Source organism: Bradyrhizobium sp. 23AC, from assembly GCF_054863025.1.
Genome location: NZ_JAVAYN010000003.1, coordinates 142,353 through 158,430, shown reverse-complemented (window position 1 = coordinate 158,430; position 16,078 = coordinate 142,353). Strand labels below are relative to the sequence as shown.

At 65.9% G+C, this 16,078-nt stretch carries 12 protein-coding genes; 11 read left to right on the top strand and 1 reads right to left on the bottom strand.

Annotated features, from left to right (window positions below; genetic code table 11):
• Positions 1 to 22: 22 nt before the first annotated feature.
• On the bottom strand, positions 23 to 829 hold the full coding sequence (gene hpaH, locus RAD10_RS09125; protein WP_461617183.1) for a 2-oxo-hept-4-ene-1,7-dioate hydratase: 807 nt from the start codon (positions 827 to 829) through the stop codon (positions 23 to 25).
• A 111-nt stretch (positions 830 to 940) separates the two neighbouring features.
• Here hpaH and hpaR point away from each other — a divergent pair, with 111 nt between their 5' ends.
• The 11 genes from hpaR to folE all read left to right on the top strand — a co-directional run bounded on the left by hpaR (position 941) and on the right by folE (position 16,070).
• On the top strand, positions 941 to 1,459 hold the full coding sequence (gene hpaR / locus RAD10_RS09120) for a homoprotocatechuate degradation operon regulator HpaR (protein ID WP_183258472.1): 519 nt from the start codon (positions 941 to 943) through the stop codon (positions 1,457 to 1,459).
• A 390-nt stretch (positions 1,460 to 1,849) separates the two neighbouring features.
• Positions 1,850 to 2,626 (top strand): HpcH/HpaI aldolase family protein, encoded by a 777-nt coding sequence (locus tag RAD10_RS09115; protein ID WP_008549964.1) that lies wholly within the window; start codon positions 1,850 to 1,852, stop codon positions 2,624 to 2,626.
• Between the two features lie 95 nt (positions 2,627 to 2,721).
• Positions 2,722 to 4,245, top strand: coding sequence for a UxaA family hydrolase (locus tag RAD10_RS09110; protein WP_104462345.1), 1,524 nt, complete (start codon positions 2,722 to 2,724; stop codon positions 4,243 to 4,245).
• A 228-nt stretch (positions 4,246 to 4,473) separates the two neighbouring features.
• On the top strand, positions 4,474 to 4,992 hold the full coding sequence (locus RAD10_RS09105; RefSeq protein ID WP_461617182.1) for a PAS domain-containing protein: 519 nt from the start codon (positions 4,474 to 4,476) through the stop codon (positions 4,990 to 4,992).
• Complete coding sequence (locus tag RAD10_RS09100; protein WP_461617181.1) at positions 4,970 to 6,274, top strand: methyl-accepting chemotaxis protein; 1,305 nt, start codon at positions 4,970 to 4,972, stop codon at positions 6,272 to 6,274. Before RAD10_RS09105 ends, RAD10_RS09100 begins: the two co-directional genes overlap by 23 nt.
• Before the next feature lie 292 nt (positions 6,275 to 6,566).
• A complete protein-coding gene (locus RAD10_RS09095; RefSeq protein WP_461617180.1) occupies positions 6,567 to 9,836 on the top strand; it encodes a transglutaminase family protein in 3,270 nt (1,089 codons plus the stop codon).
• Positions 9,837 to 9,863: 27 nt separating this feature from the next.
• Positions 9,864 to 12,386 (top strand): circularly permuted type 2 ATP-grasp protein, encoded by a 2,523-nt coding sequence (locus RAD10_RS09090; RefSeq protein ID WP_461617179.1) that lies wholly within the window; start codon positions 9,864 to 9,866, stop codon positions 12,384 to 12,386.
• Complete coding sequence (locus RAD10_RS09085) at positions 12,383 to 13,261, top strand: transglutaminase family protein (protein ID WP_461617178.1); 879 nt, start codon at positions 12,383 to 12,385, stop codon at positions 13,259 to 13,261. Before RAD10_RS09090 ends, RAD10_RS09085 begins: the two co-directional genes overlap by 4 nt.
• 214 nt (positions 13,262 to 13,475) lie before the next feature.
• Positions 13,476 to 14,303, top strand: a complete 828-nt coding sequence (locus RAD10_RS09080) for an HD domain-containing protein (protein ID WP_091953406.1) — start codon at positions 13,476 to 13,478, stop codon at positions 14,301 to 14,303.
• A gap of 113 nt (positions 14,304 to 14,416) precedes the next feature.
• On the top strand, positions 14,417 to 15,307 hold the full coding sequence (locus RAD10_RS09075) for an alpha/beta fold hydrolase (RefSeq protein ID WP_461617177.1): 891 nt from the start codon (positions 14,417 to 14,419) through the stop codon (positions 15,305 to 15,307).
• A 136-nt stretch (positions 15,308 to 15,443) separates the two neighbouring features.
• Positions 15,444 to 16,070, top strand: coding sequence for a GTP cyclohydrolase I FolE (gene folE, locus RAD10_RS09070; RefSeq protein WP_461617176.1), 627 nt, complete (start codon positions 15,444 to 15,446; stop codon positions 16,068 to 16,070).
• Positions 16,071 to 16,078 lie beyond the last annotated feature (8 nt).

The following is a 16,078-nucleotide window of genomic DNA, read 5'->3' as shown; positions in this document are numbered from 1 at the left end:
CACTCCCAGTATTCTTATGCGCCTAAGCGAAGTAGCAGCTGACCGAGCCGTAGGCGCCATAATCGGCCTGAATGGTGTCGCCCTTGCGGGTCTCGATCGGACGGATGAAGGAGCCCGCAAGCACGACCTGTCCAGGCTCCAGCGCAAGGCCGAGCGGCGCGATCTTGTTGGCGAGCCAGGCGACGGCGGTCGCCGGATGATTGAGCACGCCGGCGGCAAGGCGGGTCTCTTCGAGCTGGCCGTTCCGAAAACACAGCGCGCCGATCCAGCGCAAGTCTGCGTCGAGCGGGCGGATCGGCCGTCCGCCGAGCACGATGGCGGCATTCGCCGCATTGTCGGCGATGGTGTCGAAAATCTTTCGCGTCGCTTTGGTCTTGGGATCGACGCGCTCGATCCGCGTGTCCAGAATCTCCAGTGCCGGCACCACGAAATCGGTGGCGTTGAGCACGTCGAACAGCGTGCAGTCGGGCCCCGCGAGCCGCTTGCTCATGACGAAGGCGAGCTCGGCCTCGACGCGTGTCGCGATGAAGCGCTCGGTCGGAATGATCCCGCCATCGGCGAAGAACATGTCGTCGAGCAGCACGCCGGAATCGGGCTCGTCGATATTGAGCGCGCTCTGCATCGCCTTCGAGGTCAGGCCGATCTTGTGGCCCTTGACGATGCGCCCCTCGGCGATCTTGACGTCGACCCAGGCCTTCTGAATCGCGTAGGCATCGGTGATGGTGATGCCGGGGAAATCCTGCGACAGCTGCCGGATCTGCGTGCGGGTCTTCTCCGCCTCGTGCAGACGCCTCGCGCAAGCTTGGATATCGTCGTTGGAAAGCGCCATTTGTGATCTTACAAATTGGGGTGCCGGGAGATACTTAACATGTTAAGTGAATGCGTCAAACACAATTTCGGCTTGCTGCACTGCAAACGTTTTGCGGTTTGAAAGGGCATCATGGTGAAGAGACCGGCTGATCCAGCCAACGGAAGCGCGCCTGCCGCCCGGCAGGTGCCGATGCGCGATTTCTCCCGCTCGCTGCCGATGTCGCTGCTGCGAGCCCGCGAAGCGGTGATGCGGCAGTTTCGTCCCTCGCTGCGCGAGCACGGCTTGACCGAGCAGCAATGGCGCATCCTGCGTGCACTAGCGGCGATCGAGGCGGTCGAGGTCACGGAACTCGCGCGCACGGCGTTCCTGCTCGGCCCGAGCCTGTCGCGCATCCTGCGCGATCTCGAGGCGCGCAATCTGATCGAGCGAAAGACGGCGAAAGCGGACCAGCGCCGCAGCATGGTCTCGATCTCGAAAGAGGGCGTGAAGCTGATGGCCTCGGTGGCGCCGACGTCGGAAGCGATCTATGCCGAGATCACGCGACGCTTCGGCGCACGCAAGCTCGCCGAATTGCAGGAGATGCTCGGCGCGCTCGAACAGAGTCTTGCAGAGCTTGGCGCAAGCGAGGAGGCAAGTGCGGAGGAGTGAGCGCGTGATGGCCGGAACCGGGGGGTCGGGCGATGGTTTGACGTCGATTCGAAGGTGGTTGACGCTGGCCGTGTCGATGCCGGGGAGGTTAAACTGCCCATGCACGCCGCCAGGCCGATGCGGGGATCGGGAGGTGCCGATTCCGGGCGATCCGGGGCGGAAAATCGTGACGGAGCGGACCCGATCCCTTGCCGGATGACACCCCGGGCGGCAATAGTGAGCGCCGCTAGCGAGGTCGGCGTCAGCGAAGTCAGTATCCAGAGCGCGAGCGCATAGGCGTTGCGTCATTGCGAGCGTAGCGCGGCGCTCCGGTTCGCGCTAACAGCGGGTCGTGCTGTCGCGGCGCTCGTCATGGTGACGAAGGTCCAAACAACAAAGAAGGAAGGCAACGTGGCGAACAAGGTCAAGGAAATCTGGAAGTCGGGCAAGGCCGTGGTCAACGCGTGGCTCGCTATTCCCTCCGGCTTCTCGGCCGAGATGATCGCGCAATGCGGCTTCGACAGCGTCACCGTCGACATGCAGCATGGCGTGCAGGATTATCTCTCGATGGTGCAGTGCTTCCAGGCCATGGACAAGCACCCCGTGACCCCGATGGTCCGCGTGCCCTGGAACGAGCCCGGCATCATCGGCAAGGTGCTCGACGGCGGCGCCTATGGCGTGATCTGCCCGATGGTCAACACGCCGCAGGAAGCCAGGAACCTGGTCTCCTATTCCAAATATCCGCCGCAGGGCGTGCGCTCCAACGGCCCGATCCGCGCCGGCATGTACGGCACCGCCGGCTCCTATCAGAAGACCGCGAATGCCGACACCATCCTGCTGCCGATGATGGAGACCAAGACCGCGGTCGAGAACATGGAAGCGATCCTCGACGTCGAAGGCATCGACGGCGTCTATATCGGCCCGTCCGACCTCGGCTTCTCCTACGGCCTCGAGCCCAAGCTCGACCGCAGCGAGCCCGAGATCCTCGCGATCTACGAGAAGATCATCAAGGAATGCGGCAAGCGCGGCCTCAACCCGGGCATCCATTGCAGCGGCGCCGAGGGCGCAGCGCGCGCCATCAACATGGGCTTCAAGCTGGTGACGCTGTCGAACGAGGTCGGCCTGATGACGACCTACGCCAAGATGCAGGTCAACGCGACCCGCAAGGATTCGGGCGGGAAGGCCTGAGACCTCGCGAATGGCGAATGGGGGGTAGCGAATAGTGCTGCTCCCCTTTTTCCATTCGCCACTCGCTACTCACTATTCGCTCAAGGAGACCTGCCATGACCATCAGCCCCGTCATCCGCCTGCATCCTGATGATGGCGTGCTGATCGCGCGCGCCAGCCTGCCGCCCGGCACCGTCGTTGCCGACGGCGTGACCACGGTCGAGCGCATCCCCTCCGGGCACAAGGTCGCGATCAAGCCGATCGCTGTGGGCGAGCCTGTCATCCGCTACGGCCAGATCATCGGCTTTGCGACCATTCCGATCGCGCCGGGCCAGCACGTGCACGTGCAGAACATCGGCATGGGCGACTTTTCAAAAGACTATGCCTATTGCGCCGACGTCAAGCCGACGCCGAACTTCGATCTGCCGGCGACCTTCGAAGGCATTCGCCGCCCGGACGGCCGCGTCGCCACGCGCAACTATATCGGCATCCTCACCTCGGTGAATTGCAGTGCGCATGTCGCAAGCCTGGTCGCCGACGTCTTCAAGAAGAATCCCTTCACCGGCGACAATCCGCTCGCTGACTTTCCCAATGTCGACGGCGTGGTCGCGCTGACCCACAAGACCGGCTGCGGCATGACGCAGAACGAGCCCTTGGCGCTGCTCCGCCGCACGCTCGGCGGTTATGCGCGGCACGTCAATTTCTCCCACGTCATCGTGCTCGGCCTCGGCTGCGAGGTGAACCAGATCGGTGGTCTGATGGAGGAGCAGAAGCTCGCGGGACGCCTGCGCGCGATGGACATCCAGGAGGTTGGCGGCACCCGCAAGACCGTGGAGGCGGGCATCGCCTTCGTGCGCGAAGCGCTGGCTGACGCCAACAAGGTCAAGCGCGAAACGGTGCCGGCGAGCGAGCTGACGGTCGCTCTACAATGCGGCGGCTCGGACGGCTATTCCGGCGTGTCGGCCAATCCCGCGCTTGGTGCTGCGAGCGATCTCATCGTGCGTCACGGCGGCACCGTGATCCTGTCGGAGACGCCGGAGACCTACGGCGCCGAGCATCTCTTGACGCGCCGCGCCGTCAGCCGCGAGGTCGGCGAGAAGCTGGTCGACCTGATGCGCTGGTGGGACGAATACACGGAGCGCGAAGGCGCCGAGATGAACGCCAATCCGAGCCCCGGCAATAAGGCCGGCGGCCTCACCACCATTCTTGAAAAATCGCTCGGTGCGATGGCGAAGGCCGGCACCACCAACCTCGTCGAGGTGCTGCGTTACGCCGAGCCCATCACCAAGAAGGGTTTCGTCTTCATGGACACGCCCGGCTACGACCCTGTCGCGGCAACCGGGCAGGTTGCCGGCGGTGCCAATCTCGTCTGCTTCACCACGGGCCGCGGCAGCGTGTTCGGCTGCAAGCCGGCGCCCTCGATCAAGCTCGCCACCAACACGCCCATGTACAAGCGCATGGAAGAGGACATGGACGTCAATTGCGGCACCATCCTCGAAGGCGAGGAGAGCGTCGAGCAATGCGGCCAGCGCATCTTCGACCTCATCCTCAAGACGGCCTCGGGACAGCCGACCAAGAGCGAGAGCTTTGATTTCGGCGGCGCCGAGTTCGCGCCCTGGGTGCTCGGCGCGACGATGTAGCCGCGCTTCGCGCAGCACACATGCAATTGCGTGTCATTGGGGGACACGCGAGGCCGATGGGCAGCGCGTGTGGTTGCGCGAATTGCACCGATCGTTCGTTACGTAATGATACGGAGGCGAGGTTTCTTCGCTGGGGATCCGCGGCTTACACCTGATTAACACTGTTGCCGTAGACAGGGGGCGATGCGGCTCCACAGCGTGGTGGGCCGGCCTTTAAGGATCGAACCGATGCAAGCGATACGTCCCACGGGGGTGGAAAATCTCCTTGGTGAGGAGGAGCTGATTGTATCGAAGACCGATCTCAAAGGCCGCATCACCTACGCCAATGACGTCTTTCTCCGCATGGCGAAATACCCCTGGAAGCAGCTGATGGGCGCGCCCCACAGCCTGATCCGCCATCCCGACATGCCACGCTGCGTCTTCAAGCTGCTGTGGGATACGCTCCAGGCCAAGCAGGAAATCTTCGCCTACGTCGTCAATCTCGCGGGAGATGGCAGCCATTATTGGGTGTTCGCCCATGTCACCCCGACGCTCGACGATCGCGGCAACATCATCGGCTATCATTCCAATCGACGCAGGCCCGATCCGGCGCCGGTCGAGCGCATCAAGCCGATCTACAAGGCGCTCTGCGCGGAAGAGGCGCGCCACGCCAATGCCAAGGACGGCATGCGTGCGAGCTTCGAAATGATGGTCGGTCTGCTCAAGCAAAACGGTGTCGGCTACGATGAATTTGTGCTCTCTCTCTAAGGCGCAGGGAGCGACTGCAGTCGCGTGCCTTCTCGCCAGCATCGCGTTCGTCGCCTCGCTGCTCGGCTGGACCGGAATCGTCAATGCAGCGCCGCTCGGCGCGGCGATCCTGCTGCTCGGCTACGCGCTCTGGTGCCAGCACCGCACGGCGGTGGCCGTCGATGAGGTCGCCGATGTCTGCCGCAAGGCGGCGCGCGGCGATCTCGAAGCGCGGATCCTGAGCGAGCGCCAGGCCGGGCGCATCGGCACCATCCAGAAGTCGGTCAACGACATGCTCGACATCGCCGACGCCTTCGTCCGCGAGGCCTCGGCATCGATGGACTATGCCAGCCGCGGCAAGCATTTCCGCAAGATCCTCGCGCGCGGATTGCCCGGCTCGTTCCGCCGCTCGGCAACCGTCATCAATGCCGGCACCGACAGCCTCGGCCGCCGGGTGGTCGAGATCGCGGGCCTTGCAAAGCAGTTCGGCACGCATCTCGACGAAGTCGCAGGCAGCCTCATGAGCGCCGCGACCGATCTCGAATCCGACGCCGGCCAGATGGCGGCGGCGGCGGAGACGACGAACCGCCAGACCTCCGGCATGCGCAGTGCGTCCGATCAGGCCTCGAGCAACGTCGCGACGGTGGCGAGCGCCGCGGAACAGCTCGCATCCTCGATCGCAGAGATCAGCCGCCAAGTGGCCGGCTCGACCACGAGCACCGGCCGCGCCGTCGACGAAGCCAATCGTGCCGGCAGCGAGATTCGTAGCCTCGCGGATGCGGCGCTGCGGATCGGCGATGTCGTCAAGCTGATCAGCGAGATCGCCGAGCAGACCAATTTGCTGGCGCTCAATGCCACGATCGAGGCGGCGCGGGCAGGCGAGGCCGGCCGCGGCTTCGCCGTCGTGGCCTCCGAGGTCAAGAGCCTCGCCAACCAGACCGCCAAGGCGACCGAGGAGATCAGCGCCAAAGTCGGCGAGATGCAGCAATCGACGACCAATTCGGTCGCGGCTGTCGAGGCGATCGCGCAGACCATCGCCGAGATCGACGGTATCACCGCGAGCATCGCGGCCTCGATCGAGCAGCAGGGCTCCGCGACCCGCGAGATCGCCCGCAACGTCCAGGAAGCATCAGTCGGCACCTCGCAAGTGTCCTCCAACGTGTCAGGCATCAGCGAAGCCGCCGCCGACACCGGCCGCGTCGCCAGCCGCGTCAACAGCGCCTCCGAACGCGTCCACGGCGAAGTCGAGACCCTCCGCCGCGAGGTGACGCAGTTCCTGCAGCGGCTGACGTCGGCGGCGTAGGGCTGCGCCACTCACCGCTGTCGTCCCGGACAAGCGCGCCCCAAGGCGCGCGCCGGTCCGGGACCCATCACCAAAGGCAGAACCGTAGGGTGGGCAAAGGCGCGCACTTGCGCGGCGTGCCCACGAATTCTCGCCAATCAAACGCAGATCGTGGGCACGCTTCGCTTTGCCCACCCTACGATACTGTCCGCATGGCCCGCATCTTACCTAGGCACGGACTGCCCGTTGTTAGTGCTTGATCGCGTCCACCTCAGGTGTTCTGCTCAAAAAAGCTGCTGGAGCATCGCACCCCGTGTCGATCTACGTCGCATTACACCACGTCACGCACTACAAATACGATCGCCCGATCGATGTCGGACCGCAGACCATCCGCCTGCGGCCGGCGCCGCATACGCGCACGCCGATCATGAGCTATTCGCTCAAGGTCACGCCATCCAACCATTTCGTGAACTGGCAGCAGGATCCGCAAGGCAACTGGCTCGCCCGCTACGTCTTCCCGGAGAAGACGACCGAATTGAAGATCGAGGTCGACTTCACGGCGCAGATGACCGTGGTCAACCCGTTCGACTTCTTCGTCGAGCCCTATGCCGACAGTTTTCCGTTCGACTATCCGAACGACCTGAAGACCGAACTGGCGCCTTATCTGGAGACCATCAAGCCTGATCGCCTGTTTGCGAAATATCTCGATTCGATCCCGCAGGACGCTCCGAACACGGTCAACTTCCTGGTCGAGCTCAATCGCGAGCTTCAGAAGAAGGTCCGCTACATCATCCGCATGGAGCCCGGCGTGCAGACGCCGGAGGAGACACTCGCTTCGGGCGCCGGATCATGCCGCGACTCCGCCTGGCTCCTGATCCAGACCTTCCGTCATCTCGGCCTCGCCGCGCGTTTCGTCTCCGGCTATCTCATCCAGATCCGTCCCGACATCGACCCGATCGAGGGTCCGCCGGAAGTGGAGAACGACTTCACCGACCTGCACGCCTGGGCCGAGGTCTATCTGCCCGGCGCCGGCTGGATCGGTTTCGACGCGACCTCCGGCATGCTCGCGGGGGAGGGCCACATCCCCGTCGCCGCCACGCCGCATTATCGCTCGGCCGCGCCGATTTCCGGCAGCGCCGGCTTTGCCGAGGTCGAGTTCGCCTTCGATATGAGCGTGCGCCGCATCCGCGAGGCGCCGCGCATCACCAAGCCGTTCTCCGACGAATCCTGGGCGCGGCTCAATGATCTCGGCGAGCAGGTCGACGGCGATCTCGCCGCGCAGGACGTGCGGCTCACCATGGGTGGCGAGCCCACCTTCGTCTCGGTCGACGATCTGGAAGCTGCGGAGTGGAATACGGAGGCCGTCGGCCCGACCAAGCGCGCGCTGGGCGACGATTTGATCCGCCGTCTGCGCACGCGCTTCGCGTCCGGCGGCCTTCTGCATTACGGCCAGGGCAAATGGTATCCGGGCGAGAGCCTGCCGCGCTGGGCGTTTGGCCTGTACTGGCGCAAGGATGGCGTGCCGATCTGGAAGAACGCCGACCTCATCGCCAAGATCGAGAATCCGCGGCGCGCCGAGACGAAGGATGCTGAGGCCTTCATGGAGGGCACGGCGGCGCGGCTCGGGCTCGATCCCGGCTATATCATCCCGGCTTACGAGGACACTGCCTACTGGCTCCAGAAGGAAGCCGAGCTGCCCGTCAACGTCGATCCGTCGGACCCCAAATTATCCGATCCGGAAGCGCGCGCGCGGATGGCGCGCGTGTTCGACGACGGCCTCAACACGCCGCGCGGCTTCGTGCTGCCGGTGCAGCGCTGGAACGCGCCGCCGCGCTGGCGCAGCGAGCGCTGGGCTCTCCGGCGCAATCATCTGTTCCTGATGCCGGGCGATTCGCCTCTCGGCCTGCGCTTGCCGCTCGGCTCGCTCGGCTACGTCCCGCCCAATCAATATCCCTACATTATCGAGCGGGATCCGATGGAGGCGCGGGGCAAGCTGCCGGTGTTCAGCCTTCCGGCGCGCCCGGAATCGCCGCCGCGGGTCGAGCCCGAGCATCTCAACACGTCTGTCCCGGTGCGTACTGCGCTGTCGATCGAAGTCCGCGACGGCGTGCTCTGCGCCTTCGTGCCGCCGGTCGAGCGGATCGAGGATTATCTCGAAATGATCACGGCGCTCGAAGCCACAGCGGAGGAGATGCAGCTCCAGGTCCATGTCGAGGGCTATCCGCCGCCATTCGATCCGCGCGTCGAGGTCATCAAGGTGACGCCCGATCCCGGCGTGATCGAGGTCAACGTCCAGCCGGCAAAGAATTGGCGTGAGGCGGTCGACATCACCGTCGGGCTCTATGAGGATGCCGCCAGGATTCGCCTCGGCGCCAACCGCTTCCTGGTCGACGGCCGCCACACCGGCACCGGCGGGGGCAACCACGTCGTGGTCGGCGGCTCGAGCCCACAGGACTCGCCGTTCCTGCGCCGGCCCGATCTGCTCAAGAGTCTGGTCTTATACTGGCAGCGGCATCCGTCGCTGTCCTATTTCTTCTCGGGCCTGTTCATCGGCCCGACCAGCCAGGCGCCGCGCATCGACGAGGCCCGCCACGACAGCATCTACGAGCTCGAGATCGCGCTCTCGCACGTGCCGCCGCCGGGCTACCAGACGCCGCTGTGGCTGGTCGACCGGCTGTTCCGGCATCTGCTCGTCGACATCACCGGCAATACCCACCGCGCCGAGATCTGCATCGACAAGCTCTATTCCCCGGAGGGCTCGACCGGCCGGCTCGGCCTCGTCGAATTCCGCGCGCTCGAGATGCCGCCCGATCCGCGCATGTCGCTGGCGCAGCAGCTCTTGATCCGCGCGCTGATCGCAAAGTTCTGGCGTGAGCCGCAGGCCGGCAAGTTCGTGCGCTGGGGCACCGCGCTGCACGACCGCTTCATGCTGCCGCATTTCATCTGGGAGGATTTTCAGGACGTGCTCTCCGAGCTGAAGCAGTCCAGCTATCCGTTCGAGCCGGAATGGTATCTGGCCCAGCTCGAATTCCGTTTCCCCGCCTTCGGCCGCGTCCATCATGGCGGCGTGACGCTGGAGCTGCGCCAGGCGCTGGAGCCCTGGCACGTGCTGGGCGAGGAGGGGTCGGCCGGCGGCACCGTGCGCTATGTCGATTCATCGGTCGAGCGGCTTCAGGTCAAGGCGGAGGGTTTTGTCGAGGGCCGCCACATCGTCACCTGCAACGGCCGCCGCCTGCCGATGACCTCGACCGGCCGCTCCGCCGAGGCTGTCGCCGGCGTCCGCTTCAAGGCCTGGCAGCCGGCCTCCGGCCTGCACCCGACCATCCCGGTGCATGCGCCCCTGACCTTTGATCTCATTGATACCTGGAACGGCCGCTCGCTCGGCGGCTGCGTCTACCACGTCGCCCATCCCGGCGGCCGCAGCTACGACACCAAGCCGGTCAACACCTACGAGGCCGAGGCGCGGCGGCTGGCGCGTTTCCAAGACCACGGCCATACGCCGGGGCCGGTCCAGCCACCGCCCGAGGAACGCACAAATGAGTTTCCGCTGACCCTCGACTTGCGGACCCCGCTCCTGCAATGAGTATGATGGTGGGGCAGGGAGAGGCGCATGAGCGAGGGCGCAGCCGAGCAGGACAAGGCGGGTAGGGCGCAAGGCCAGCGTGAAGGCCAGCGCCGCCTTGCCCAATGGGTCCGCGACTATCGCCGCCTGCCCGGCATTCCCGACGAGTTCCTGGGCCCCGACGGCGCCCCGCGCGCGGTCTGGAGCCGCTTCTTCGATGCCTTCGGCGCGCTCGCGCCCGACGAGATCGAGCGTCGCTTCGGCATGGCCGACCGCCATCTGCGCGAGGCCGGCGTCACCTACCGTGCGCCCGGCGACAGCGCCGACCGGCCGTGGTCGATCAGCCATCTGCCGCTCCTGATCGACGAGGCCGACTGGCAGCAGCTTTGCGCCGGCATCACCCAGCGCGCCGAGCTGCTCGAGCTCGTGCTGGCCGACATCTATGGCGAGGGCCGGCTGGTCGCGGAAGGCGCGCTGCCGGCGGCCGCGATTGCCGGCAGTCCCGAATATCTCCGTCCCGTCTGCGGCGTGCCGCCGCCGGGCGGGCGCTATCTGTCGATCTATGCCGCCGATGTCGGCCGCGGACCCGATGGCCGCTGGTGGGTGCTCGGCGACCGCACCCAGGCGCCGTCGGGCGCGGGCTACGCGCTGGAGAATCGCCTCGTGCTCTCGCGCGCCTTCTCCGACCTCTACAAGTCGATGAACGTGCCGCGCGTCGCGCCGTTCTTCGAGGCCTTCCGCGACAGTCTTCGCGCGCGTGCCGACCGCGACGAGCCCAGGATCGGCGTGCTCACCCCCGGCAGCTTCAGCGAGACCTATTTCGAGCATGCGACGCTGGCGCGCTATCTCGGCTTCCTGCTGGTCGAGGGCGACGATCTCGCCGTCAGCGACAACCGCATCCACATCCGCACCGTTGCGGGCCTCAAGCGGCTCGACGTGCTCTTGCGCCGCGTCGATTCCAATTCGCTCGATCCGCTTGAGCTCGATGCCTCCTCGCATCTCGGTGTGCCCGGCCTGATCGACGTGCTGCGCAAGGACGGCGTCGTCGTCGCCAACATGCCGGGCTCGGGCGTGCTGGAGGCGCGGGCGCTGCTCGGCTTCCTGCCGGCGCTCAGCCGCCGCCTGCTCGGTGAAGAGCTGAAGATGCCGCATATCGCGACCTGGTGGTGCGGCCAGCGCAGCGCGCGCGAGGAGGTGCTGGCGCGGCTCGACGAGGTCGCGATCGAAGGCGCCTATCGGCGCGGCGTGCCCGGTTTCGACAGCGCGGGGCCGGTGCTCGCGAGCGAGCTGGATGCGAGCGACCGCCAGCGCCTGATCGACGCCATCGCCGCGCGCGGCATGGATTATGTCGGCCAGGAGGTGGTGCGGCTGTCGACCATGCCGGTGTGGGAGCAGGGCCAGATCACGCCGCGTCCCTTCGTGCTGCGCGTGTTCGCTGCGGCGACGCCCGACGGCTGGGCCATCATGCCCGGCGGTTTCTGCCGGATCGCCGAGCAGGCGGATGCGCGCGCGGTGTCGATGGGCGACGGCGCGCGCGCCGCCGACGTCTGGGTGGTCTCCGACAAGCAGGTCTCGACCGCGACGCTGCTGCCGGCGACCGACAAGGTCCGCATCCGCCGCATCGCCGGCGTGCTGCCGAGCCGCGCCGCCGACAATCTGTTCTGGCTCGGCCGCTATCTCGAACGCGCCGAGGCGACGCTGCGGCTGGTGCGCGCCTTGGGCTCGCCGAGCGGGCCCAACAAGGGCACCGCGGCCTCGCTGCAGTCGGGCGAACGCATCCAGCGCCTGCTGGTGGCCTGGGGCGCGATCTCGCAAACCTCGCGCGCCGCGCCAGGGCGGATCACCGCCGAAGCGTTGCAGAGCGCGGAACGTTTCGGCTCGGCGCTGTCGCTGGTGCGCGCGGCGCAGCGCACGGCGACCTCCTTGCGCGAGCGGCTGTCGCCCGATGCCTGGCAGGTCATCACCGAGATGGCCGAGCGCCTGGCCTACCAGGTCGAGGGCGACGACGGTGTGCTGAGCGCGGCCGAGCTGACCTTGCAGGAACTCGCCAGCCTCGCAGGGCTGGCGCAGGAGAACATGAACCGCGCCGCCGGCTGGCGCTTCCTCGACATCGGCCGCCGCACCGAGCGCGCCATCAACACCACGCGCTTCACCCGCCAGTTCGCCTATGACGAGGCCGGCGATGAGGATCTCGACATCCTGCTGACGCTGGTGGATTGCCAGATCACCTATCGCTCGCGCTATCTGCTGGCGCCGATCCTGGCGCCGGTGCGCGACCTTGCCGTGCTCGACGGCTACAATCCACGTTCGGTGGCGTTCCAGGTGACGACGCTGAACGAACACATTGCCGCGCTGCCCAGCCTGAAGGAGCACGGCCTGATCGAGAAGCCGCAGCGCCTTGCGGTGGCGATGCAGGCGATGCTGGCGACCGCGGAGGCCGAGAAGCTCGAGGTCAAGACGCTGTTCGCGCTGGAGCAGGATCTGCTCAGCCTCGCCGAGGCGATCGGGCAGCACTACTTCCCGCACGGCCCCAATGCCGCCCGGCCGGAAAAGCTGACGGGGCTGGCGTGATCTACGACATCCGTCACGTCACCACCTACGAATACGAGAATCCGGTCAGCTTCGCCCGCTGCACGCTGCGGCTGGAGCCCAGGAGCGGCGGCGGCCAGGAGCTGATCTCGCACAAGGTCGAGATCCGCCCGCGGCCGTCCGAGCGCAACGTCCGGCGCGACTTCTTCGGCACGCTGACCGAAAGCATCGTGATCGAAGCGGCGCATCGCAATTTGCGCATCGACTCGCGTTCGCGTGTCTCCGTGTCACGTAAGCCGCCGGCGCGCGATGTCGACAGTCCGAGCTGGGAGAGCATCCGCGACATCGCCTTCGAGGCGACCAGCCTCGGGCCGTCCTCGCCGGTCGGTTATGTCTTCGCGAGCCCGCTGGTGCCGGTGCTGCGTCCGGTCAGCGCCTATGCGGGGATGAGCTTTGCGCCGGGCGCGGGCATCCTCAAGGGCGCGGTCGATCTCATGCATCGCATCCGCACCGAGTTTCGCTACGACCCCAAGGCGACGGTGATCTCGACGCCGCTGAACGAGGTCTTCGACAAGCGACATGGCGTCTGCCAGGACTTTGCCCATGTGATGATCGCAGGGCTGCGCGGGCTCGGTCTGCCGGCGGCCTATGTCAGCGGCTACTTACGCACCATTCCGCCGCCGGGCCAGGCCCGCTTGCAAGGCGCCGATGCCACCCATGCCTGGGTGTCGCTGTGGTGCGGGGCGGAGCTTGGCTGGGTCGATTTCGACCCGACCAACGATCTGCTGATTGCCAACGACCATATCGTGCTTGCGGTCGGGCGCGACTTTTCGGACGTCTCGCCGGTCGACGGCATCATCGTCGGCTCGCCCAAGCAGAAGCTCGGCGTCGCCGTGGACGTGGTGATGGTGGAATAAACGCGGCCTCGTCGGCCGGGCTCGCCGCCGGGGTGTGCCGCGTCTTCACCGCAACCGCGATCTTGCATAGCACAACGGTAACATATTTCCGTAATCGCGTTCCCAAGGGTTTGGTCAGCCGGCCCAAGATGGGCTATGCTGGTCCTTGCGTCGCGGACAAGAATGAGACGTCGGGAGATGGCATGGGACACCAGCGGCGGACGGGGCTGCAGCCATGATAACCTTACCGAGACTGGCGGCTGAATCCCTCGAGGGCTTCCTCGGTAAGTTCATGCGTCGCCGGTACGATGAGACTTCTGCCAACATCATCGAAAGTGCGACCCGCACCGCGATGGAATGCATCGGCAACAGCGACGCGCTCTACCACAACATCGAACATACGATGCTGGTGACGCTGGCAGCTCAGGCCATCCTCGGCGGCCGAAGTCTTCATACCCATCTGTCGGCTGAGGATTATGTCCATGTCCTGATTGCCTGCCTCGCCCACGACATCGGCTATGTGCGCGGGCTGTTCGAGGAGGACGATGCGGACGGCTTCGTCATCGACGCGGCCGACACCAAGGTCTCGTTACCGCGCGGTGCATCGGATGCGAGTCTGATGATGTATCACGTCGATCGCTCGAAGCTCTACGTGACCCGGCGGCTGCGGCACATTCCCGGGGTCGATCCGGAGCGCGTTGCCCGCGCCATCGAGGGTACGCGCTTTCCGGCACGCGAAGGCCAGGACTATGACGACGAAGCCTCGATCCTGCGCGCCGCCGATTTCATCGGCCAGCTCGGCGATCCCAATTATCTGCGCAAGGCCAACGCGCTCTATTACGAGTTCGAAGAGGTCGGCATGAACCGCCAGCTCGGCTACGATTCGCCGGCCGACATCGTGAACCGCTATCCACAATTCTATTGGAACAGCGTCGCACCGCACATCCAGACCGAGATCGGTTACCTCAACAAGACCGAGATCGGCCGGCAATGGATCGCCAATCTCTACAGCAACGTCTTTCGCGCCGAGCGCGACATCTCGCTGTCCGGGCCGCAGCGGTAGACCTATTGTAGCCCGGATGGAGCGCAGCGAAATCCGGGATTCGGGGATGCTGGCGTTCCCGGATTGCGCTGCGCTCCATCCGGGCTACGAAATCCTCAATCCGTGAAACAATCATGCAACAAAAAACGATCACCACGGACGTCCTCGACATCGCCTATCGCGAATACGGCGCACCCGACGGCTGGCCCTGCATCATGGGCCACGGCTTTCCCTATGACGCGAACGCCTATGCCGAGACCGCCCCGATCATTGCCGAGGCTGGCGCGCGCGTGCTGGTGCCCTGGCTGCGCGGCTATGGACCGACGCGATTTCGTTCCGCGGACACGCCGCGCTCCGGCGAGCAGGCGGCGCTCGGCGCCGATCTGCTGGCCTTCATGGACGCGCTCGGCATCAAGCGTGCGGTCGTCGGCGGCTATGACTGGGGCGGGCGCGCGGCCTGCGTGGTCTCTGCGCTCAATCCGGAGCGCGTGGTCGGGCTCGTCTCCGGCAACTCCTACAACATCCAGAACATCGCCCGCGCCATGGAGCCGGCCTCGCCGCCGGAAGAGGCGGCGCTCTGGTACCAATATCTCTTCCACAACGAGCGCGGCCGCCGCGCGCTGGAGCGCAACCGGCGCGGCTTTGCCCGCCAGCTCTGGGCGATGTGGTCGCCGAAATGGGCGTTCGACGACACGACGTTCGAGCAGAGCGCGGAGTCGTTCGACAATCCTGACTTCGTCGATGTCGTGATCCACTCCTACCGCCACCGCTACGCGCTGGTCGCGGGCGACCCTGCCTACGCCGCGATCGAAGCGAAGCTCGCGGCCCAACCGCCGATCCGCGTCCCGACCATCGCGATCGATGGCGACAGCGATGGCGTCAATCCCGGCACCGCCCATCACGCGCGCAAGTTCGAGGGCCCATTCGAGCGGCGCGTCTTCACCGATGCCGGCCACAACCTGCCGCAGGAGCGCCCGGCCGAATGGGCGCGGGCGGTGGTCGAGGTCCGGAAAGCGGCCTCATAAAGGTCGTTTCTCGCCCGGCCGGCTGGCTTGTCTGCTGTCCCTCCGATTTTTCCCGATCCTGGGAACCTTTTGCGATTGCAGCCGTCCAAGCTGAGGAGCCGCTTCTATATGCGGCTCGTTGCAGGGGAGGATCTCGATGATGTCACAAGTGCGCAAGCTGGAACGTGTCGCGGTGGCGCAGGCGCCGGTCGAACGGCCCGACAGGGCGGAGGTCGAGCAGGCGATCCGGACCATGATCCGCTGGGCCGGCGATGATCCCGCGCGCGACGGTTTACGCGAGACACCGGACCGGGTCGCACGTGCCTTCGAAGAGTATTTTTCCGGCTATGCGCAGGATCCGACGGAAATCCTGCAAAAGACCTTCGAGGAGATCGAAGGCTATGACGAGATGATCGTCCTGCGCGGCGTTCGCTTCGAGAGCCATTGCGAGCACCACATGGCGCCGATCGTCGGCCGCGCCTGGGTCGCCTATATCCCGCAGGGCCGTGTCGTCGGCATCAGCAAGCTTGCGCGCGTGGTGGACATCTACGCCAAGCGCCTCCAGATCCAGGAGAAGATGACCGCGCAGATCGCCAATACCATCAACGATGTGCTCAAGCCTGAAGGCGTCGGCGTCATCATCAAGGCGACGCATCACTGCATGACCACGCGCGGCGCGCACAAGCCCGGGACCGATCTCGTCACCAGCCGCATGCTCGGGGTGTTCCGCGACAATGCGCTGACGCGCCAGGAACTGTTGGGGCTCGCCAATTCGGACGATTGACCCGCGGC

What these genes read in the sequence shown, in the direction of transcription:
- RAD10_RS09100 (WP_461617181.1), top strand. Translation starts at nt 4,970, where the DNA reads ATGAATTTGTGCTCTCTCTCTAAGGCGCAGGGAGCGACTGCAGTCGCG.
- RAD10_RS09080 (WP_091953406.1), top strand. Translation starts at nt 13,476, where the DNA reads ATGATAACCTTACCGAGACTGGCGGCTGAATCCCTCGAGGGCTTCCTC.
- hpaH (WP_461617183.1), bottom strand. Translation starts at nt 829, where the DNA reads ATGGCGCTTTCCAACGACGATATCCAAGCTTGCGCGAGGCGTCTGCAC.
- RAD10_RS09075 (WP_461617177.1), top strand. Translation starts at nt 14,417, where the DNA reads ATGCAACAAAAAACGATCACCACGGACGTCCTCGACATCGCCTATCGC.
- hpaR (WP_183258472.1), top strand. Translation starts at nt 941, where the DNA reads ATGGTGAAGAGACCGGCTGATCCAGCCAACGGAAGCGCGCCTGCCGCC.
- RAD10_RS09110 (WP_104462345.1), top strand. Translation starts at nt 2,722, where the DNA reads ATGACCATCAGCCCCGTCATCCGCCTGCATCCTGATGATGGCGTGCTG.
- RAD10_RS09090 (WP_461617179.1), top strand. Translation starts at nt 9,864, where the DNA reads ATGAGCGAGGGCGCAGCCGAGCAGGACAAGGCGGGTAGGGCGCAAGGC.
- folE (WP_461617176.1), top strand. Translation starts at nt 15,444, where the DNA reads ATGATGTCACAAGTGCGCAAGCTGGAACGTGTCGCGGTGGCGCAGGCG.
- RAD10_RS09105 (WP_461617182.1), top strand. Translation starts at nt 4,474, where the DNA reads ATGCAAGCGATACGTCCCACGGGGGTGGAAAATCTCCTTGGTGAGGAG.